Source organism: Blastococcus saxobsidens DD2 (assembly GCF_000284015.1).
GTDB lineage: Bacteria > Actinomycetota > Actinomycetes > Mycobacteriales > Geodermatophilaceae > Blastococcus > Blastococcus saxobsidens_A.
In genome coordinates this window covers 804,078-824,102 of sequence record NC_016943.1, presented here as the reverse complement: position 1 = coordinate 824,102, position 20,025 = coordinate 804,078, and the positions used below count along the sequence as shown (strand labels likewise).

The following is a 20,025-nucleotide window of genomic DNA, read 5'->3' as shown; positions in this document are numbered from 1 at the left end:
ATGAGCATGTTCCAGGCACTGAGCATCTCGCAGTCCGGCCTGATGACCCACCGGAAGTGGCTCGACGCCGCCGCCGACAACATCGCCAACATCAACACGGTGCGGCGCACCGACGAGGACGCCTTCCAGGAGCGGCTCGTCGTCGCCCAGGCCGTCGACTACGGCACCGGCGAGGGCGGCGTGCGCGTCGCGCGCGCCGAGTTCGGCGACCCCGAGGGCCGCATGGTCTACGAGCCCGACCACCCGCTGGCCGACGCGGAGGGCTACGTCAAGTACCCCGACATCGACCTGGGTGACCAGATGACCCACATGATGATGGCGCAGCGCGGCTACCAGGCGAACCTCGCCGTCGTCGAGCGGGCCACCAACGCCTACCAGGCCGCCCTGCAGCTCGGGAAGCGCTGATGACCATCCCGCTCGGCGGTATCCCGCCCGTCGGCATCGGCGCGGTCACCGGCGTCGCCGGCAGCACCCGCGGCACTCCCGCGACCGAGGGCGCCGACGGCTTCGCCGCCGTCCTCGCCTCCACCTTCGACAAGCTCCAGGCCACGCAGTCGGTGACCTCCGAGCTGGCCGTGCAGGCCGCCACCGGCGACCTGAAGGACGTGCACGACTACATGATCGCCAGTGCTGAGGCCGGCCTGGCGACCGAGATGGTCGTGACGATCAAGAACCAGGCCGTCGCGGCCTTCAACGAGATCATGAGGATGCAGATCTGATGAATTCGGCGCTCGCCGGGACGCTGGAGCGTGCCCGCTCCACGTTCGACGCGATCAACCTGGGGCAGAAGGTCGTCATCGGCCTCCTGCTCGCCGGGCTGACCCTCGGCGGGTTCTTCTTCTACAGCTGGATCACCACGCCGACCCAGGCCCCGCTGTTCTCCAACCTGGCCGCCTCCGACGCCTCCGCGATCGTCGAGGAGCTCAACGCCCAGGGCGTCTCCTACGAGCTCGCCGACGGTGGGAGCACGATCATGGTGGCCAAGGACGCGGTCTACGACCTGCGGCTGAGCATGAGCGGCAAGGGCCTGCCGGCCGGCCAGGACACCGGCTACGCCCTCCTCGACGAGCAGGGCATCACCACCAGCGAGTTCCAGCAGCAGGTGACCTACCAGCGGGCGCTGGAAGGCGAGCTGGCCAACACGCTGGAGTCGCTGGCGGGCGTCAACTCCGCCGTCGTCCACGTCGCGCTCCCCGAAGACGAGGTCTTCGTGACCGAGGAGGCCGAGCCCACCGCATCGGTCCTGCTCGACCTGGCTCCCGGCACGGCGCTGTCCGGCGAGCAGATCCAGGCCGTCACGAACCTGGTCTCGTCCAGCATCCAGGACATGGACCCCGACCAGGTCACCGTCGCCGACTCCAGCGGCCAGGTGCTCTCCTCCCCCGGCCAGGGCATCTCCGCCGCCGCCGGCGACGCGCGCTCGCAGGTCGAGCAGGAGTACGAGAACCGCCTCGCCGCGAACGCCCAGCAGATCCTCGACCAGGTGGTCGGTGCCGGGAACGCCGTCGTGTCGGTCCGTGCCGACGTCGACCTCAGCCAGCGCAACACCACCACCGAGACCTACGACTTCCAGGAGGGCACGCCGCCCATCTCGGAGCAGACGACCACCGAGACCTACGAGGGTGGCGGTGCCCCGGTCGGAGGCATTCTGGGTCCGGAGAACATGCCCGACGCAGCCGAGAACGCCGGTGGCGGGGAGTCCAACTACGAGAAGGAGTCCACGACGGCCAACAACGCCGTCGGGAAGACCGTCGAGGTGGTCGAGGGAGCCCCGGGGGCGCTACGCCGGCTGACCGTCTCGGTCGTCATGGACGACGCCGTCGCCGGCAATCTCAACCAGCAGCAGATGACCGAACTGATGACCAACGCGGTCGGCCTGGACCAGGCCCGGGGCGACGAGATCACCGTCGCCGCGATGCCCTTCGACGACACCGCGGCCGAGAACGCCGCCGCGGCGATGGAGGCGGCGCGCGAGGCCGAGGCCGGCGAGCAGATGTGGTCGATGATCCGCACCGGTGGCATCGCCGCGGGGATCGCGCTGGTCGTCCTGATCGTCTGGCTGCGGTCGCGCCGCCAGGAGGACGTCGAGGAGGACTACGAGCCGCTGGAGCTCGACGACGACATGCTCGCCGAGCTGGACCGCCTGCGGGTGTCCAGCGTCCGGCAGGAGGTCCAGGCCGACAACGCCGCGCTCGAGCTCGAGGCGGCGCAGCGGGCGAAGGTGCGGGGAGAGATCTCGTCGATGGTCAACGAGCGTCCTGACGAGGTCGCGGCCATGCTGCGCGGCTGGCTGAGCGAGAGCAAGCCATGACCCTCGCGAGCATCCCCGCCATGCCCGGGGCGGTCGTCGCCACCCCGCCACGGCCGGAGCTGCCGGGCCTGCGCAAGGCCGCCGTCTTCCTCGCCCAGATGAGCAAGGAGGAGGCCGGCGTGCTGCTGGCCCAGCTGCGGCCGCGCGAGGTCGAGGCGATCACCCGCGAGCTGATGAAGCTCGGGTCGGTGGAGCTCGACGACGTCGACCACGTCATGCGCGAGTTCCACGGCCTGATGACCGCCCAGCAGTTCATCGGCCGCGGCGGCGTCGACTTCGCCCGGGAGATCCTCGCCGCCGGCCTCGGCCAGGACAAGGCCGAGAACATCCTGTCCCGGCTGAACGTCGTCTACACCGAGGTGCCGTTCGCCTCGCTGCGCAATGCCGACGTCCGCCAGCTGGTCACCTTCCTCAAGGACGAGCACCCGCAGGTCATCGCGCTCGTGCTCGCCCACCTGACGGCGGCCCAGTCCGCCGAGGTGCTGTCGGGTTTCGCGCCCGAGCAGCAGGCCGAGGTCGCGCACCGCATCGCCACGATGGACCGCACGTCCCCGGAGATGGTCCGGCTGGTCGAGGAGGAGCTCGGCCGCCGGATGGGGTCGATCCTGGCCCACCAGGACATGACCACCGTGGGCGGTGTCGAGACCCTGGTCGAGATCATCAACCGCTCCCCGCGGCCGACGGAGCGCTCGATCCTCGAGTGGCTGGACAGCACCGACCCGGAGCTGGCCGACCAGGTCCGGTCGCAGATGTTCGTCTTCGAGGACATCGTCACCATCGACGACCGCTCCCTGCAGCTGGTGCTGCGCGAGGTGGAGGCCAACGACCTGGCCACCGCGCTCAAGGGTGTGCGGCCCGACGTGCAGGACAAGATCCGCCGCAACCTCTCCGAGCGCGCCGCCGAGAACCTCGCCGAGGAGATCGAGCTGCTCGGCCCGGTGCGCACCCGCACCGTCGAGGAGGCCCAGGCCAAGGTGGTCGCGGTCATCCGCACCCTCGAGGAGCAGGGTGTGCTGACCATCAACCGCGGCGGGGACGATGACTTCGTTGCGTGAAGGTGCGGTGCTGCGCGGCGGTCCGGCCGCGCAGGCCCGGCCGTACCGGGAGGTCATGGCCGAGCGCGCGTTGACGCCGGCCGCCGCGGTACCGGTGGCCCGCGAAGCCATCGAGGAGCTGCCGGTCGCGGCGGTCCCGGCCGCGCCGGCGCCGTCGGCACCGGTCCCGGTGCAGCCCTCCGCCGTGGAGCGACGGACCTCGGTGCGGCGCGCCGAGGACCGGCCGGTCGCCGGGGGCAAGCCCTCGTTCCGGCTCGGTGACGTCTACGCCGAGGAGCTCGCACGGCTCCGGGCGCAGGCCCGCGCCGAGGGCTTCGCCGCCGGCCACGCCGAGGGCCTGCTCGCCGCCGAGTCCGTCGTCGCCGAGGTCGGGCGGGACGCCGAGCAGCGACTCGCCGAGGTGCAGGCGCGCTGGGAGCGCCGGCTGGTCTCGGCCACCGCTGCCCTGGGCGCGGCCGCGCGGCAGCTGGAGGAGACCGCGCGACCGGTCGCCGACGACATCCGCGAGTCGATCGTCGGCACGGTCGTGACCCTGGTGGAGGACATCCTCGGCCGCGAGCTCGCGCTCGCCGACGACCCGGCCATGGACGCCGTCCGCCGGGCGCTGACCTTCTGCCCCGCCGACGCTCCCGCCGTCGTCCGGCTGCACCCGGACGACCTGGCGGAGGTGCCCGCCGAGGCGCTCGCCGAGCTGCCCGGCACCGTGCGCGTCATCGGCGACCCGTCGGTGGAGCGGGCCGGCGCGATCGCCGAGTCCGGGCCGCGCCGCATCGACGCCCAGCTCGGGACCGCGCTGCAGCGCGTCCGGGCGGTGCTGGGCTCGTGAGCGTCCCCGCCACCGTCCTCGAGCGCGCCCGCGCCGCCGCGCGGCCCCAGGTCACCGGCGTCGTCACCGGTGCGATGGGCCTGACGCTGAGCGTCGACGGCGTGAGCGCCGCCGTCGGCGACCTGGTGGAGATCGACCCGACCGGGAAGCCGCTGCTGGCGGAGGTCGTCGCGGTGGGCCGGGACCGGCTCACCTGCATGCCGCTCGGGGGGCTGTCCGGCGTGCACGCCGGCGCACCGGTCCGCGCGACCGGCCGCCCGCTGCAGGTCCCCGTGGGCGAGGCGCTGCTGGGCCGTGTGCTCGACGGGCTCGGCCGTCCGGTCGACGGCGGGCCGCCGCTGGGCGGCCTGGCCTCCTGGGTCGACCTGGAGACCCGGACGCCGCACGCCCTCTCGCGCGCCCGGGTGGCGGAGCCGCTGACCTTCGGGGTCCGCGCGCTGGACACCCTGGTGCCCTGCGGCAAGGGGCAGCGCCTGGGCATCTTCGCCGGCTCCGGCGTCGGCAAGTCCAGCCTGCTCGCCCAGATCACCCGCGGCACCGATGCGGACGTCCGCGTCATCGGGCTGATCGGCGAGCGTGGCCGCGAGGTCCGCGAGTTCATCGAGGAGAACCTCGGCCCGGAGGGGATGGCCCGCACGGTGGTCGTCGTCGCCACCTCCGACGAGCCGCCGCTGGTCCGCCTGAAGGCGGCGTTCGTCGCCACCCGCATCGCCGAGGCCTTCCGCGACGAGGGGCGGGACGTCCTGCTGCTGATGGACTCGATCACCCGCACCGCCATGGCGCAGCGCGAGGTCGGTCTCTCCGCCGGTGAGCCACCGGCCACGCGCGGGTACCCGCCGAGCGTCTTCGCGATGATGCCGCAGCTGCTGGAGAAGGCGGGCACGGGCGCCACGGGCTCGATCACCGGCCTCTACACCGTCCTCGTGGAGGGCGACGACCACAACGAGCCGATCGCCGACACCGCCCGGTCGATCCTCGACGGGCACGTCGTGCTCACCCGCACGCTGGCCACGACCGGCCACTTCCCCGCCATCGACGTCCTGGAGTCGATCTCCCGCGTCGCCGGCGCGGTGGTACCGCCTGCGCAGATGGCCGACGCCCGGGAGGTCCGCCGGCTCATGGGTGCGCTGCGGGACGTTCGGGAGCTGATCGAGATCGGCGCCTACCAGGCCGGCAGCGATCCCCTGGTCGACCGCGCGCGTCAGCTGGCGCCGACCATCGACGCGTTCCTGCAGCAGCCGATGGGTGAGTCGACCCCGCCGGCCGAGGCCTGGGCGTGGCTGCAGCGGATCGTGAGAGGCGCATGAGCCGGCCGCCCACTGACCACGCGCTCTCGGGCATAGGAACCTGTGCATACGGTTTGAGCGCCATCTCCGTAGGCATAGGTTCCTTTGCCTACGAGGGGATGGCGACGGCGCACGAGGGTGCCCGGTGAAGCAGACTCGTTTCCGGCTGCAGCCGGTCCTGGAGCTGCGCCGCACCGAGGAGCGCACCGCGGCGGCCTCGGCGGCCGCGGCCGCCACCGCGGCCGCCGAGGCCGACCGGCGCGCCACGGAGCACGAGACGGCACTCGGCAGCGCCGAGCTCCCGCGCACCATGCCCGCGGGCTCCTTCGTCGCGGCGATGGTGCTGCTGCGCACCGCCGCCACCGACGCCGCCGACGCGCGGGCGCTGGCGACCGCGTCGGCCGAGCAGGCGGAGGCCGTGCGGGCGGAGTGGACCGCGGCCGCCCAGCGCACCAAGGGCCTCGAGCGGCTCGCCGAGCGGCACCGTCTGGCCCAGCAGCACATCGCCGACGTGGCCGAGGAGCGGGCGGCCGACGACCTCGTGACCGGCCGGGCCGTCCGGGTCGCCGGCCTCAGGGGGCCGACGTGGAGGGACTGAGCGCGGTCCAGGCCCGGATCACCGAGATCCAGGCCCGCTTCCAGCCGGTGGCCGCCGCCGCTGCCGGCTCGGCGAGCTGGGCCTCGGTCGCTCGCTCCGCCGGTCTGACGGGGAGCTCCTCGGTGAGCACCTGGTCGACGGCCGGTGGCACCGCGTCGGAGAGCGCCGTGGTGAGCGAGGCGCAGAAGTACCTCGGCGTCCCCTACCTCTGGGGCGGCACCGACCCCAGCAAGGGGCTGGACTGCTCCGGCTTCACGAAGCTGGTCTACGGGAACCTCGGCATCGAGCTACCCCGCACCTCCTCCCAGCAGGCCACCGCCGGCACGGCCGTCGCCTCCCTGGCCACCGCCCGCCCCGGCGACCTGGTCTTCTTCGACCACTCCTCCTCCCGGGCCGGCATCGACCACGTGGGCATCTACATCGGCAACGGCCAGATGGTCGCCGCCCCGCAGGCCGGTGAATCGGTGAAGGTGCAGCCGGTCGGCACCCCGGCGCTCATCCGCCGGGTCCTCCCGGAGGCGGCGGCCGCTCCGGCCCTGCCGGTCGCGGCCGGTGGTGCGCTCGCCGGTGTGCCGTACGCCGACCTGTTCTCGCGGGCGGCCAGCAGGCACGGCGTCGACGCCTCGCTGCTCGCCGCGGTCGCCAGCCAGGAATCCGGCTTCGACTCCTCGGCGGTCTCCCCGGCCGGCGCCCAGGGCCTCATGCAGTTCATGCCGGCCACCGCCAAGGGTCTGGGCGTCAACCCGCTCGACCCGGGCTCGGCCATCGACGGCGCCGCGAAGTACCTCAGCAGCCTGACCAGGCAGTTCGGCTCCACCGACCTGGCACTGGCGGCCTACAACGCCGGACCCGGCACGGTCAGCCGCCACGGGGGCATCCCGCCCTACCCCGAGACCCAGAACTACGTCCGCTCCGTGATGAGCAAGGCAGAGGCCTACCGATGACAGCTCCCGTGACCGTCGCCGCCCCAGCTGCACGGGCCGCCCCCGGCCCGTCCTCCGGCGGCGGGTCGACCGACAGCGCCGCGCCGTTCGCCTCGGCGCTGGACGGCGCACTGGCCGGCGGCCGCGCCCCGCTCCGCGACGCCACCTGCGGCGGTGGCAGCCAGCAGGCGCCCGGCGACTCCGCCACCGGCGGCGAGGCCGAGGAGAGCATTCCCGTACCGGCCGCCGACGCCGCGGCGGCGGGCGTGGCGGCGGCGCTGTGGGCCATGACGCTCGCCGGCGGCGCTGCCGCGCCGTCGGCCGAGGTGACCGGCGTCCCCGTCTCCGGTACCTCCGTGTCCGGTGTTCCCGCCCTGGGGGCCGTGGCCCTCGGGACGGTTCCGACGGGCGAGGCCGCGGTCGCCCCTGCCGCCCCGGCCGCCACCACGGCAGTTCCGGCGCCTGGCGCCGGGGCCGTCCCCGCCACCGCCGTGCCCGGGGCGTCCGTCGATGCCGCCACGGCTCCGGTCCCCGCCGGCACGCCCGCCACCGGCACCCCTGCCGCTGCGACGTCGCATGCCGCCACCCAGCTCACCGTGGTCACCGTGGCGGCGGCCGGCCCCACCTCGGGAGTCCCGGGCGCCGGAGCCACCCAGCCGGCCGCGGCCCCCGCTGCCGATCCGGCGGGCGGCACCGCGGCGCCCGTGCCGGTGGTCGCCGTGCCCGCCCCGTCCGCCGGCGGCACCGGCGCCTCCGGGAGCGACGGCCGGCCGGACGAGGAGCCGGCGGCCACCGCGGCCGCTGCTCCTGCCGCCGGCGAGCCCGACACCGCCGTTCCCCCGATCACCGGCTTCCCGGCGCCCGCCACCGGCCCGGTGACGGCTTCCACCGCGGTCGGCGGCACCGGTGCCGCGACCGGTACGGACGCGACGCAGCCGGTCTCCGGCCAGGTCGCCCGCCAGGTGGCCGTGCTCAGCAGCGCCGGCAACGGCTCGCACACCATGACCCTCGTCCTCACTCCGGAGAACCTCGGTCCGGTCGAGGTCCAGGTGACCGTCAACCAGGGCAGCCTCGACCTGCACCTGCGGGGCGCCCACGAGCTGGGCCGGGCGGCCCTCCTCGATGCCCTGCCCGAACTCCGCCGCGACCTGGAGGCCGCCGGGCTCAGCCCCTCGCGCGTCGAGGTGGACGCGGACTCCGGTGGGTCGTGGCTGGCCAAGCACGCCGCCGAGCAGCAGGCCCAGCAGGGCGCCGGTGAGCGCGGTTCCCAGCAGAACCAGCCCGGTGAACGGTCACGGTCATGGGGTCGTCCTGCCGATAGCGGAGAAGGGCGACCCCAGCCCACCACCCGATCCACGTCGTCCGGCGTGGACGTGCGCGTCTGAATTGGAGGCCGACGACCGATGCCGGACGCAGTGAGCGGCACCGTCCCGAGCGGGCCCACGTACTCGGCCATGACCGCCGTGGACCGCGGCGACCAGATGGGGAAGGACACCTTCCTCAAGCTCCTGGTGGCGCAGATGAAGTACCAGGATCCAGGCAACCCGGCCGACACGAACCAGCTGATGGCGCAGACGGCGACCTTCAGCCAGGTGGAGAAGCTCGAGGAGATCGCCAAGCAGAACGCCTCGATGCTCGCGCTGCAGCGCTCGAGCAGCGCCGGCGCCATGGTCGGCCAGACCGTCACCTACACCGACGAGCGCGGCGCCGCGACGACCGGCGTCGTCAGCTCGGTCCGCCTGGGGACGGACACGTCCGAGGCGGTGGCGACCATCGGCGGCGTCGCCGTGCCGCTGGGCCGGATCACCGACGTCGGCATCCGCCCGGCCAGCCCCACCACCCGCTGACCCGCCGCCCCCTTCCCCACTCCACCCGGAGGAGACCCCCGATGCTCCGCTCCATGTTCTCCGCCATCTCCGGTCTGCGTGCCCACCAGACCAAGATGGACGTCACCGGCAACAACATCGCCAACGTCAACACGGTCGGCTTCAAGAGCAGCTCCACCGTCTTCCAGGACACGCTGTCCCAGGTCGTGCGCGCCGGCGGCGCCCCGGCCGCCGAGCGCGGCGGGACGAACCCCGCCCAGATCGGCCTCGGCGTCAAGCTCGCGGCCATCACCACCAACTGGACGAACGGGGCGACGCAGTCGACCGGCCGCTCGACCGACTTCATGATCGAGGGCGACGGCTTCTTCGTCACCACCGGCGCCGCGGGTGAGCAGCTGTTCACGCGGGCCGGCTCGTTCGACTTCGACGCCAGCGGCCGGCTGGTGACGCCCGACGGTGGCGTCCTGCAGGGCTGGGTGGCCGACGCCGACGGCGTCATCAACGCCAACGGGCCCATCGGCGACCTCACCGTGCCCTACGGCCAGATCGTGAACCCGTCGGCGACCGCCTCCGGCCTGCTCGAGGGCAACCTCGACGCAGCCGCGCCGGTCCCCACGTCCGTGCAGATCCCGACCACGATGTACGACGCCCAGGGCGTCGAGCAGCGGGTCACCTACACGATCACCAAGACCGCCACGGACACCTGGAACCTGACCGTCCAGAACGGCGGCGGCCCCCCGCTGACGCTGACCAACGCCGACGGCACGCCGTTCGACGGGAACGTCACCTTCGACACCGCGGGCACCATGCTGACGCCGGTCGGCGGTATCGCGTTCGACCCCGCCGACGTGGGCTGGCCGGGTCCGGTGGCCGTCGAGCTCGGCTCGATCAGCCAGTTCGCCGGTTCCAGCGAGGTGACCGCCCCCGAGCAGGACGGCTATGCGCTGGGCTCCCTGCAGTCCTTCCAGCTCTCCAACGACGGCACGATCATGGGCGTCTACTCCAACGGGCTGCGCCAGCCGCTGGGGCAGCTCGCCATGGCAGCGTTCAACAACCCCAGCGGTCTGGAGAAGGCCGGCAACTCCTCGTTCCGGGTGGGCGACAACTCGGGTGTGGCGATGATCGGCATCGCCGGCGCGGGCGGCCGGGGCGTCCTCACCTCCGGCGCGCTGGAGATGTCCAACGTCGACCTCTCCGAGGAGTTCACCAGCCTGATCGTCGCCCAGCGCGGTTTCCAGGCCAACAGCCGCGTGATCACCGCCTCCGACGAGATCCTCCAGGACCTGGTCAACCTCAAGCGCTGATAGCGGACCTCCGTCCGGCCCACCACTCGCGAACGCGTGGTGGGCCCCCGGAGGAAGGCCACCGGACGGCCCGGTCACCCCTGGAGGTGACCGGGCCGTCCGTCACCTGGCCTGCGCAGCCCTCCGGCCAGGGCTTTTCGGCTCAAGGAAGTTCCTTCCCGGGCCGATGAGAACAGGGCCGTTCCCGCCCGTTCCCGGGCCCCACCGAGCAAGAGGACCGACCCGTGATCCGAGTGACGCGCCTGAACGGCGACCAGTTCGCACTCAACCCCGACCTGATCGAGAAGGTCGAGGGCCACCCGGACACGGTGGCCTTCCTGGTGGACGGCACCAAGTACGTCGTGCGGGAGAGCGTGGACGAGGTCCTCCAGGAGATCCGCGAGTACCGCGCCGGCATCCTCGCCATCTCCTACGAGATGGACCGAGGCACCTACCGCTCGTTCGCGCCCGAGAAGCCGTCCCGCGACTCCTCGGTCGTGCCCTTCCCGGTCCGAGAGGAGCGCTGACCCGTGGATCCAGCCACTCTCATGGGGTTCATCCTCTCGATGGTCGCCCTCCTGATCTTCATGGTCATGGAGGGCGCCGACCCGACGTCCCTGCTCTTCCTCCCGGCGATCATCCTGGTCATCGTCGCCACCTTCGGTGCGGCCATGTCCGGGCAGACCATGGACGACCTCAAGAAGATGCCCGGCTGGTTCACGATGGCGGTGATGCCGGCCAAGGTGCCGCCGCCGACCGACCAGATCCGGACCCTGGTCTCCCTCGCGGAGAAGGCCCGCAAGGAGGGCCTGCTCGCGCTGGAGGCGCAGGTCAAGGCGATCGAGGACCCGTTCCTGCGGCGCGGCCTGCAGATGGGCATCGACGGCACCGACCCCGAGGAGCTGCGCGCGGTCCTGGAGAGCGAGATCGCGGCCAAGAAGTCGGAGGACAAGGTCGCCGCCAAGTTCATGAACACGATGGGCGGCTACGCCCCGACCATCGGCATCGTCGGCTGCATCGTCGGCCTGATGAACGTCATGGGGAACCTGAGCAACCCCGAGGCGCTGGGCCCGATGATCGCCGCGGCGTTCGTCGCCACCCTGTGGGGCGTCATGGCCGCGAACTTCTGGTTCCTCCCCATGGGAGCCAAGATCCTGCGGGTCAGCGAGCTGCAGGCCGCCCAGATGGAGCTGCTCGTCGAGGGCATCACCGAGATCCAGGCCGGCACCAGCCCGCGCGCCGTCCGGCTCAAGCTGACCTCCCTGGTGCCTCCGGGCTCCATCGCCAAGGAGGCGGCGTGACCACGCCCACGGCCGCCGGGGGTGCGCCGTGAGCACCGGGCACGGCCGCCGCAAGGCGAAGAAGCACGAGGAGGAGGAGCACGAGAACCATGAGCGGTGGATGGTGTCCTACGCGGACATGATGACGCTGCTGTTCGTGCTGTTCGTGGTGCTCTTCGCGATGAGCCAGGTCGACAAGGACAAGTTCGCGGCCCTGGCCAAGGGGCTGGCCGCGAGCTTCGGCGGGCCGATCTCGGTGACGCCGGCGGCAACCCCCGAGGGCTCGGTGCTCGACGGGCTGCCCGGGGTCATCGACATCGCGTCGGCGATCCCGCCGGACCCCAGCGTCCAGCAGGCGCAGGTCGAGCAGGCTGCGGCCCAGGCCGCGATCGAACGCGCCGAGCGCATCGCCGCCGAGGCGCGGCAGGCCTACGACGACCTGGCGGCTGCCCGGGAGGCGATCCAGGAGGCCCTGGCGGCCGCCGGCCACGCCGGCGCGGCGCGCTACGAGATCGACGAGCGCGGGCTGGTCGTGCACATCGTGGCCGACCAGGTGCTCTTCGACGCCGAACGCGCCGTCCTCCGGCCCGAGGGCGCCGCCATCCTCGACGCCATCGCCCCCACGTTGACCGGGCTGCCCAACCAGCTGGGCATCGAGGGGCACGCCAACCACCTGCCGGTGACCCCCGGCGGGATGTGGCCGTCGAACTGGGAGCTCTCGGCCTACCGCGCCACGACCGTCGTCCGTCATCTGGGCGGCCGGGGCGTCCCGCAGCCCCGCATGTCGGCCAACGGCCACTCGTCGACCCGGCCGCTGGTGCCCGAGTCCGACCCCGATGCGATCTCGGTGAACCGCCGGGTCGACATCGTCGTCCTGTCCACCGCCTCGGCAGAGGCCAACGCGCTGCTGCCGGGGATCGACGCCGCCCACCAGGGAGTGACCGAATGAGCAAGAAGGACAAGAACGCCCCCGCCGACGGCGAGGAGACCGACGGCAAGGGCGGGACGAAGAAGCTCGTCATGCTGATGGCCGTCGCTCTGCTGGCCGGAGCCGGCGCCGCCTACTTCTTCCTGTTCGCCGGCGCCGGGAAGGCCGAGGCCGAGGCCGAGCTAGTGTCCAGCGACACATTCGTCCCGCTCAGCCCGGTGGCGGTCAACCTGGCGGGCGGCGGCTACCTGAAGATCGGCGTCGCCCTCGAGCTCACCGAGGAGGGTGCCGCCGGCGGCGGTCACGGAGGCGGCGGGCCGGACGGCTCCAAGGCCACCGACCTGATCATCTCGACCTTCTCCCAGGCCCAGCCGGCCGACGTCGTCGGTGCCCGGGAAGCGCTCAAGGAGGCGCTCGAGCAGAAGATCATCGAGGCCTACACCGACCACGACGGCGTCACGACCGTCATGGGCATCTACTACACCGAGTACGTCACGCAGTAGCGACCGCAGGGACCACGGCGGGGCACCCTCCGAGCACGGAGGGTGCCCCGCTGCGTCACATCCGCACCACCCGGCTCCACCGGCCCCACGCTTCCCACCCGGCCGGCGGCATCGCGGGCACCGGTCAGGGTGCCCCCGCTCCCCGCCGATGAGGGGTTGCGTGACCACCCCCGAGACCGGACCGGCCCCGGCCGCCGCGCCGGCCCCGGCCGCCGCTCCTCCCGCCCCCGCCGGCCACAGCCTCCGCAGTCGGCGCGGAGAGCCACGGACCTACGACTTCCGCCGCCCGACGAAGCTCTCCCGCGAGCACGTCCGGGTCATGCAGATCGCCCAGGAGGCGTTCGCCCGTCAGGCGACGACCATCCTCACGACGTTCCTGCGCGCCGGCGCCCGGCTGGAACTGGACGGCATCGAGCAGTTCTCCTACGACGACTACATCGGGACGCTGCCGAACCCCTCGTTCATCTCGACGTTCTCCATGGAGCCGCTCGTCGGCAAGGGGCTGCTCGCCTTCCCGCTCGACATCGCGATGGCGATGGTCGACCACATGCTGGGCGGCTCGGGCGTCGCGAACCAGCCGAACCGGCCGATGACGGCGATGGAGACCACCATCACCAACCACCTGCTGGAGCGGCTGCTCGGCGAGTTCGCCACCTCGCTGTCCTCGGTGACCGAGATCCAGCCGGTGCTCATCGGGCGGGAGTACAACCCCCAGCTCGCCCAGGCCGCCGCCGGCTCGGACACCGTCATGGTGGCCAGCTTCGCGATGGCCGTCGGCAGCCGGGAGGGCGAGGCGACGGTCGTGCTGCCGTTCTCCTCCTTCGCCCAGGCCCTGAACAACGCGGCCTCCCCCCAGCTGTCGGAGTCCGCACGGCTCAAGCGTCAGCGTGCCCGTGAAGCGCTGATCGAACGGCTGAACCTGGTGCCGGTCGACGTGAGCGTCCGCTTCGCGCCGCTCACCGTCTCCTCCTCCGACCTGCTCTCCCTCGCCGTCGACGACGTCCTGCTGCTCCGGCACGCCCGAGACAGCCCGCTGGAGGTCACGACCAACGACGTGACGTTCGCCTACGCGATCGCCAGCAACCACCGGCGCCGACTGGCCGCCTCGATCGTCCCCACCCCGCACGCTCCGCACGCCGCGAAGGACTCCGCATGACCGCGCCCCGCACCGACTCGCAGGACTCCCAGACCGTGACGGAGGTCGTGGCCGCGGCCGCGCGCGCCGCCGCGAACCTGGTCCCCTCCAGCTCCGTGCTGACGGCGGGTGCACCGGTGAGCGACCCGGACACGGTCCCGCTGCCCACGTCCGCCGCGGTGGCGGTGACCGCCGGCCTGTCCGGAGAGGTCTCCGGGGACGTCGTGCTGGTCGTGTCCGGTGACGTCGTGGACGCCCTGCAGAACTCCCCCGTCGGTCACCTGGACGTCGCCTCCGCGCTGCGCCCCGCCCTGGAGGCCGCCGCCGCGACGCTGGGCCGGGTGCGCGTCGCGTCCGAGCGCACCGAGGAGCCGGTGGCCGCTCTCGACGGTTTGCGCGACAAGGGCATGTTCGTCGCCGTCCCCCTGCTGGCCGACGGCGAGCACCAGGCGACCTTCGCCCTGCAGGTGACCCTGCCCGCCACCCGCAACCAGCGCGGCAGCCTCGAGCTGCTCCGGCACGTGGCCATGGAGGTCACCGTCGAGATCGGCCGGACCCGGATGACCGTGCAGGAGTTGCTCTCGCTGCACCCCGGCGAGGTCGTGGAGCTCGATCGCGCGGCCAGCGCGCCGGCCGACCTGCTGGTCAACGGCACGCTGATCGCGCGTGGCGAGGTCGTCGTCGTGGACGAGGACTTCGGGCTGCGGATCAGCGAGATCGTCACCGACGCGGCCGAGCTGGGCCAGGCGGCGTCGTGAACGAGCTCGCGAGTTCACGCAGGTACGGAGCACCTCTGGTCACAGAGCTGCCGACCGCCAGCGAGGTGGCCCCCGTGAACGAGCTCGCGAGTTCACGCAGGTACGGAGCACCTCTGGTCACAGAGCTGCCGAGCGCCAGCGAGGTGGCCCCCGTGAACGAGCTCGCGAGTTCACGCAGGTACGGAGCACCTCTGGTCACAGAGCTGCCGAGCGCCAGCGAGGTGGCCCTGTGACCTGGATGGTCATCCGGCTGTTCCTGTCGCTGGCGCTCATCGGCGGCGTGCTGTGGTTCGCCACCCGGCTGGCGAAGAAGAAGGGCCTCGGCCAGGGCAACGGCCTCATCCAGGTGGTCGCCCGGCAGCGCATGGGCCGCACCAGCTCGGTGAACGTGGTCCGGATCGCCGACCTCGTGCTGGTCATCGGCGCCACCGAGGAGCAGGTCACCCTGCTCGCGGAGGTCGACAGCGACGCGGTGGACGCCGCACTCGGCGAGGGCCGGGCCCCGGCGCGGCTGCGTGCCGCCGAGGGGCCGGCCGAGGAGAACCCCCCGATCCCGGCGATCCCGGCCGCCCGCTCCGGTGACGGCGTGCTCGCCGGCACCGTGCTCGACCGGCAGGGCTGGGGCACCCTGGTCGATGAGCTCCGTGAGCGGACGGTCCGCCGGTCATGACGGCCATCCCCCGCCCGCTGCCGCGCACGCCCGGCCGCGCCGCCGTCGTCCTGCTGCTGACCCTGCTGGCCACGGTCGTGGCGGTCCTGCTGGCCGACCCTGCGTCGGCCGTGCCGACCGCCCCCGTCGCACCGACCGCGCCGACCGCGCCGGTGCTCGACGGCAACGTGGACATCTCGATCGGGGACGGCTCGCCGAGCAGCTCGATCACCCTGATCCTGGCGATCACGGTGCTGTCGGTGGCGCCGTCGGTCCTGCTCCTCGCGACCTCATTCACCAAGATCATCGTGGTGCTCGGGCTCACCCGGAACGCGCTGGGCATGGCGACGTCGCCGCCTAACCAGGTGCTCACCGGGATCGCCCTGTTCCTCACGCTCTTCGTGATGGGGCCGGTCTTCTCCGACATCAACGAGCTCGCCGTCCAGCCCTACATGGACGGCGCGATGAGCGTCTCCCAGGCCTACGACGCCGGTGTGGGGCCGCTGCGCGAATTCCTCCTCGCCAACACCCGCGAGGACGAGCTGAAGCTGATGATCGGGCTCTCCGGCGAGGAGGCGCCCGCCGACGCAGCCGCGGTCAGCATGACGACGCTGATCCCGGCGTTCGTGCTGTCGGAGCTGAAGAGCGCGTTCATCATCGGGATGGTCATCTTCATCCCGTTCCTGGTGCTCGACATGCTCGTCAGCGCCTCGCTCATGGCGCTCGGCATGATGATGGTCCCGCCGACCATCGTGTCGCTGCCCTTCAAGCTGCTGCTCTTCGTCGTCGTCGACGGCTGGGCGTTGATCACCACCGCGCTGGTGGGTTCGTACGCGGGAACGGGGTAGCGATGAGCGACGCCGACGTCACACAGATCGCCGCGGCCACGATGATGGTCGCCGCCAAGGTCGCCGCCCCCATCCTGCTGACCGCCCTGCTGGTCGGCTTCCTGATCTCGCTGTTCCAGGCGGCGACCCAGATCCAGGAGGCCACGCTCTCCTTCGTCCCGAAGATGATCGCCGTCGCGATCGCCCTGCTGGTCACCGGGAACTGGGTGCTGTCCGAGCTGGTCAGCTTCACCCACAGCTTGTTCGACCAGCTGCCGGCACTGCTCGACCGGACCTAGCCGGCATGGACCTCTCGGTCCCGGCGGTCACGCTCGCCGCCCTGCTCCTCGGCACGGCGCGGGCCGCCGGCTTCGTCCTGCTCGCCCCGCCGTTCAACTCGCGGGTCATCCCGGGTGCGGTCAAGGGTGCTCTGGCGCTGGCACTGGCGGTGCTCCTGTCGACCCAGATCGCGCCGACGCTGCCCACGCCGACGGCCGGCTTCTTGCTCGTCACCGCGATCACCGAGGTGATCATCGGCGCCGGCCTGGGCTTCGTCGTGCAGGTGCTGTTCACCGCGGTGCAGATGGCCGGCGACATCCTCGACGTGGCCGGCGGCTTCTCGTTGCAGCCCGGCTACGACCCGTTGGCGATGACCCAGAACAGCTCGCTCGGCAAGCTGCACTACATGCTGGCCAGCACGCTGCTGTTCACCAGCGGCGGGCACCTGCTCATGGTCAAGGGGTTCGCCACCTCCTACGAGGGGCTACCCGTCGGCGGCGACGTCCCCACCGACCAGCTCGCGGCGGTGCTGATCACCGCCTTCTCCATGATGTTCCTGGCGGCGCTGCAGATCGCCGGGCCCATGGTGGCGGTGCTCCTGCTGGCCGACGTCGCGCTGGCGCTGCTGAGCCGGGCCGCCCCCGCGCTCAACGTCTTCACCCTCGGGTTCCCGGTGAAGATCATGCTGACCCTGGCGATGCTCGGGCTCACCTTCCCGCTGCTGCCGCCGGCCCTGGACAGCCTGCTCGAGCACGGTGTGCGGGCCATGATCTCGCTGCGCAGCGGCTGATGGCCGATCGGACGGCGGCCTGATGGCCAAGGACGGACCGGGCGGTGAGAAGACCGAGAAGCCCACTCCCCAGCGCCTGAAGAAGGCGCGCAAGGACGGGCAGATCCCGCGGACCCAGGAGCTGGGCACCTGGCTGGGCGTGGCCGCCGCCAGCTTCCTGCTGCCCATGCTGGTGGGCAACGCCTTCGAGGCGGTCCAGGAGCTGTTCGTGCACGTGGCCACGGTGGCCCGGAATCCGGAGATCACCGCCGTCACCCGACTGGTGGGAACGGCGCTGATGACGTTCCTGACCACGCTGCTGCCGACCGCGATCGCGCTGATGCTCGTCGGCGTGGCGTCGTCCGCCGCCCAGGGCGGGGTGCACGTCACCGCCAAGCCGATGAAACCGACGATGAAGAAGCTCAACCCGTTCCCGGGCCTGAAGCGCATGTTCGGCACCCAGGGCCTGTGGGAGACGTCGAAGGCGCTGATCAAGACGGCCGCCCTGGCCACGGTGGTCATCGTGACCAGCGACCGGGCGCACGCGCTGGTGTCGTCGGCGGGCGCGCTGCCGCTGTCGGCGGTCGCGGCGACCTTCACCGACTCCGCCATCCTCATGTTCCGCGTCGTCGCGGTCACCGGGCTGGTCCTCGCCGTCGCCGACTACGTCGTCGTGCGGGCGAAGATGATGAAGCAGCTGAAGATGAGCAAGTACGAGATCACCCAGGAGCACAAGCAGGCCGAGGGCGACCCCTACATGAAGGCCCACCGCCGGGGGGTGCAGCTGGCGATGTCCCGCAACCGGATGATGAGCGAGGTCGCCGAGGCCGACGTCCTGCTGGTCAACCCGACCCACGTCGCGGTCGCCCTGAAGTACGACGCCGCCCAGGGCGCGCCCCGCGTGGTGGCCAAGGGTGCCGGGGCGGTGGCGGCGAAGCTGCGCGAGCGGGCGACGGAGGCCCGCGTGCCGCTGGTCCAGGACATCCCGCTCGCCCGGGCGCTGCACGCCTCCTGCGAGCTCGGCCAGGAGGTGCCTCCGCAGCTGTTCACCGCCGTCGCCCGCGTGCTGGCCTTCGTCATGCACCTCGGCGCGCGCGGGGTGCGCGGCGGCTTCCACCGCCCCGGCTTCGAGGCCCCCGACACCTCGGACCTGCCCAAGGCCGGCCGGCGCCGTCCGTCCGTCGCGGCCTGAACCCCGTGATGATCAGGTCGCCTGGTCATTCCGGGTCCTGACCCGAAAATGACTGGGGTACGGGCGAACGGAACCGACGGCTCGGCCTTGGGGCTGCGCCGAGTCGGGGACGGGCGAACGCTTGTGGGGTTAGGCGGCTGGGGTGAGGGTGACGGTGTAGCCGAGGGCTTCGAGCTGGTGAACGTGAGCGCGGCGTCGCCGGTCGGGGTCGGTTCGTTTGGCGTGGAAGTCCGAGCCGAGGTCGACGAATCGGGCGTCGGGATCAGACAGCAGATGCCAGATGATCACCAGCATGGAGCGGCCGACGGCGACCATGGCCTTCTTCCCGCCGCGGCGGCGGGCCAGGCGGCGATATCGCTCGCCGAGGAAGGTGTCGGTCTTCGCCGCGCCGGCGACGGCCTCGCCGATGACTTTGGCCAGGTAGCGGTTTCCGTGGCCGGTGCTGCCGGCGCCCTTCTTCTTGCCGGCCGATTCCTTGGTGCCGGGGGCGAAGCGGGCCCAGGCGCACAGGTGCCCGTCGGTGGGGAACCGACTCATGTCCAGGCCGATCTCGGCCAGGATTGCGCTGGCGGCGACGCGGCCGATGCCGGGGATCTCATCGAGCTTCGCCACCGCGTCGGTGAAAGGGGCGACCATCTCCTCGATCATCACCTCGAGCTCGGCGATGTCGGCTGAGAGGCCGTCGATGCGGGCCAGCATCGTGGTCAGCAGCCGGGCGTGGTGATCGGTGAAGTAGCCGGTGAACGCCTCTTCCAGGTCGGTGAGCTTGGCGCGCATCCGGCCCCGGGCCAGCGCGGCGAGCACCTTGGGGTCGCGGGTGCCGGCGATCAGCGCGGCCAGCATGTCCCGCCCGGAGGCGCCGAAGATGTCGCTGGCCACCACCGACAGCTTGATCTGTGCGTCTTCGAGCAGCTTCTCCACCCGCTGCTTCTCCGCGGTACGCACCTCGACCAGATCGGCGCGGTAGCGGGTGACATCGCGCAGCCGGCGGATCTCCGGCGGAGGCACGAAGCTGGGCCGCAGCATGCCGCGCTCGGCCAGCTTGGCCAGCCACACCGCGTCCAGCTTGTCGGTCTTGGGCCGGCCGGGCAGGTGCTTGACGTCGCGGGCGTTGACCAGCTTCGGGTTCAATCCGCGGGCCTCGAGCAGGTAGTACGGCGGCTTCCAGTAGTCGCTGGTGGCCTCCATGACCACCTCGCTGACGCCCAGCCCGGCCAGCCGGTCGGCCATCACCAGCAGTGAGCGGGTCATCGTGCGATAGGTGACCACCTCCTGCATCCGCTTGCCCGGCCGGGTCGGATGCGGCACCCGCACACAGCACACCAGCTCGGCCTTGCCGATATCCAGCGCCGCCACCCGGGCGACGATCTCCTCGACCTGTTGATCTTCCTGAAGCACCATGACCTCCTCGCTCTCACCGACCCCTCGGGGGGCCGCCCGCGAGGACTGCTGGGCAGGACGAGCAATCTGATCCGCGTGCTCGAAGCGACAAGGAAGCGCCCACGGCGCAGCCCTCGGCACCCTGCTGGCTCACGACCTCCCACGATCAGGGACAACCGGCGTCGGCGGGCGACCCGACACACATTTTCAGCGCGGA

Annotated in this window: 23 protein-coding genes; 22 read left to right on the top strand and 1 reads right to left on the bottom strand. The window is 72.1% G+C overall.

Annotated elements, in window-relative coordinates:
* The 22 genes from flgC to BLASA_RS03775 all read left to right on the top strand — a co-directional run bounded on the left by flgC (window position 1) and on the right by BLASA_RS03775 (window position 18,428).
* Window positions 1–405 (top strand): flagellar basal body rod protein FlgC, encoded by a 405-nt coding sequence (flgC, locus tag BLASA_RS03880; RefSeq protein WP_014374704.1) that lies wholly within the window; start codon window positions 1–3, stop codon window positions 403–405.
* A complete protein-coding gene (fliE, locus tag BLASA_RS03875; protein ID WP_014374703.1) occupies window positions 405–719 on the top strand; it encodes a flagellar hook-basal body complex protein FliE in 315 nt (104 codons plus the stop codon). The genes flgC and fliE overlap by 1 nt, the downstream gene beginning before the upstream one ends.
* A complete protein-coding gene (fliF, locus tag BLASA_RS03870) occupies window positions 719–2,311 on the top strand; it encodes a flagellar basal-body MS-ring/collar protein FliF (RefSeq protein WP_014374702.1) in 1,593 nt (530 codons plus the stop codon). Before fliE ends, fliF begins: the two co-directional genes overlap by 1 nt.
* Window positions 2,308–3,366, top strand: a complete 1,059-nt coding sequence (gene fliG / locus BLASA_RS03865; RefSeq protein ID WP_014374701.1) for a flagellar motor switch protein FliG — start codon at window positions 2,308–2,310, stop codon at window positions 3,364–3,366. The genes fliF and fliG overlap by 4 nt, the downstream gene beginning before the upstream one ends.
* Window positions 3,359–4,192, top strand: coding sequence for a FliH/SctL family protein (locus BLASA_RS03860; RefSeq protein WP_231839547.1), 834 nt, complete (start codon window positions 3,359–3,361; stop codon window positions 4,190–4,192). Before fliG ends, BLASA_RS03860 begins: the two co-directional genes overlap by 8 nt.
* The gene (locus tag BLASA_RS03855) at window positions 4,189–5,499 is read left to right on the top strand and encodes a FliI/YscN family ATPase (protein WP_014374699.1); all 1,311 of its coding nucleotides are present in this window, start codon (window positions 4,189–4,191) and stop codon (window positions 5,497–5,499) included. Before BLASA_RS03860 ends, BLASA_RS03855 begins: the two co-directional genes overlap by 4 nt.
* A gap of 124 nt (window positions 5,500–5,623) precedes the next feature.
* Entirely contained in the window at window positions 5,624–6,076 is a 453-nt protein-coding gene (locus BLASA_RS03850; protein WP_014374698.1) for a flagellar export protein FliJ, read from the top strand.
* The gene (locus BLASA_RS03845; protein ID WP_014374697.1) at window positions 6,064–7,020 is read left to right on the top strand and encodes a transglycosylase SLT domain-containing protein; all 957 of its coding nucleotides are present in this window, start codon (window positions 6,064–6,066) and stop codon (window positions 7,018–7,020) included. The genes BLASA_RS03850 and BLASA_RS03845 overlap by 13 nt, the downstream gene beginning before the upstream one ends.
* Window positions 7,017–8,384: a flagellar hook-length control protein FliK gene (locus BLASA_RS03840; RefSeq protein ID WP_014374696.1), complete on the top strand. Its 1,368-nt coding sequence runs from the start codon at window positions 7,017–7,019 to the stop codon at window positions 8,382–8,384. The genes BLASA_RS03845 and BLASA_RS03840 overlap by 4 nt, the downstream gene beginning before the upstream one ends.
* A gap of 30 nt (window positions 8,385–8,414) precedes the next feature.
* On the top strand, window positions 8,415–8,846 hold the full coding sequence (locus BLASA_RS03835) for a flagellar hook assembly protein FlgD (RefSeq protein WP_014374695.1): 432 nt from the start codon (window positions 8,415–8,417) through the stop codon (window positions 8,844–8,846).
* A 41-nt stretch (window positions 8,847–8,887) separates the two neighbouring features.
* Window positions 8,888–10,129 carry a flagellar hook protein FlgE gene (locus BLASA_RS03830; protein ID WP_014374694.1) on the top strand — a complete coding sequence of 414 codons (1,242 nt, stop codon included), beginning with the start codon at window positions 8,888–8,890 and terminating at the stop codon, window positions 10,127–10,129.
* 224 nt (window positions 10,130–10,353) lie between these two features.
* On the top strand, window positions 10,354–10,635 hold the full coding sequence (locus BLASA_RS03825; protein ID WP_014374693.1) for a flagellar FlbD family protein: 282 nt from the start codon (window positions 10,354–10,356) through the stop codon (window positions 10,633–10,635).
* Window positions 10,636–10,638: 3 nt separating this feature from the next.
* The gene (locus tag BLASA_RS03820) at window positions 10,639–11,409 is read left to right on the top strand and encodes a motility protein A (RefSeq protein WP_041775587.1); all 771 of its coding nucleotides are present in this window, start codon (window positions 10,639–10,641) and stop codon (window positions 11,407–11,409) included.
* A gap of 28 nt (window positions 11,410–11,437) precedes the next feature.
* Window positions 11,438–12,337, top strand: a complete 900-nt coding sequence (locus tag BLASA_RS03815; RefSeq protein WP_014374691.1) for an OmpA/MotB family protein — start codon at window positions 11,438–11,440, stop codon at window positions 12,335–12,337.
* On the top strand, window positions 12,334–12,819 hold the full coding sequence (locus tag BLASA_RS03810; RefSeq protein ID WP_014374690.1) for a flagellar basal body-associated FliL family protein: 486 nt from the start codon (window positions 12,334–12,336) through the stop codon (window positions 12,817–12,819). Before BLASA_RS03815 ends, BLASA_RS03810 begins: the two co-directional genes overlap by 4 nt.
* 160 nt (window positions 12,820–12,979) lie before the next feature.
* The gene (locus BLASA_RS03805) at window positions 12,980–13,975 is read left to right on the top strand and encodes a flagellar motor switch protein FliM (RefSeq protein WP_014374689.1); all 996 of its coding nucleotides are present in this window, start codon (window positions 12,980–12,982) and stop codon (window positions 13,973–13,975) included.
* Complete coding sequence (gene fliN, locus BLASA_RS03800; RefSeq protein WP_014374688.1) at window positions 13,972–14,712, top strand: flagellar motor switch protein FliN; 741 nt, start codon at window positions 13,972–13,974, stop codon at window positions 14,710–14,712. Before BLASA_RS03805 ends, fliN begins: the two co-directional genes overlap by 4 nt.
* Before the next feature lie 238 nt (window positions 14,713–14,950).
* Window positions 14,951–15,382 carry a FliO/MopB family protein gene (locus BLASA_RS03795; RefSeq protein WP_014374687.1) on the top strand — a complete coding sequence of 144 codons (432 nt, stop codon included), beginning with the start codon at window positions 14,951–14,953 and terminating at the stop codon, window positions 15,380–15,382.
* Complete coding sequence (gene fliP / locus BLASA_RS03790; RefSeq protein ID WP_014374686.1) at window positions 15,379–16,209, top strand: flagellar type III secretion system pore protein FliP; 831 nt, start codon at window positions 15,379–15,381, stop codon at window positions 16,207–16,209. Before BLASA_RS03795 ends, fliP begins: the two co-directional genes overlap by 4 nt.
* Before the next feature lie 2 nt (window positions 16,210–16,211).
* Window positions 16,212–16,487, top strand: coding sequence for a flagellar biosynthesis protein FliQ (gene fliQ, locus BLASA_RS03785; RefSeq protein WP_014374685.1), 276 nt, complete (start codon window positions 16,212–16,214; stop codon window positions 16,485–16,487).
* A gap of 5 nt (window positions 16,488–16,492) precedes the next feature.
* The gene (fliR, locus tag BLASA_RS03780; protein WP_014374684.1) at window positions 16,493–17,257 is read left to right on the top strand and encodes a flagellar biosynthetic protein FliR; all 765 of its coding nucleotides are present in this window, start codon (window positions 16,493–16,495) and stop codon (window positions 17,255–17,257) included.
* 22 nt (window positions 17,258–17,279) lie between these two features.
* The gene (locus tag BLASA_RS03775; RefSeq protein ID WP_014374683.1) at window positions 17,280–18,428 is read left to right on the top strand and encodes an EscU/YscU/HrcU family type III secretion system export apparatus switch protein; all 1,149 of its coding nucleotides are present in this window, start codon (window positions 17,280–17,282) and stop codon (window positions 18,426–18,428) included.
* Window positions 18,429–18,557: 129 nt separating this feature from the next.
* Here BLASA_RS03775 and BLASA_RS03770 read toward each other — a convergent pair whose 3' ends face one another.
* Window positions 18,558–19,829 carry an IS110 family transposase gene (locus tag BLASA_RS03770; protein ID WP_014374682.1) on the bottom strand — a complete coding sequence of 424 codons (1,272 nt, stop codon included), beginning with the start codon at window positions 19,827–19,829 and terminating at the stop codon, window positions 18,558–18,560.
* Between the last annotated feature and the right edge of the window lie 196 nt (window positions 19,830–20,025).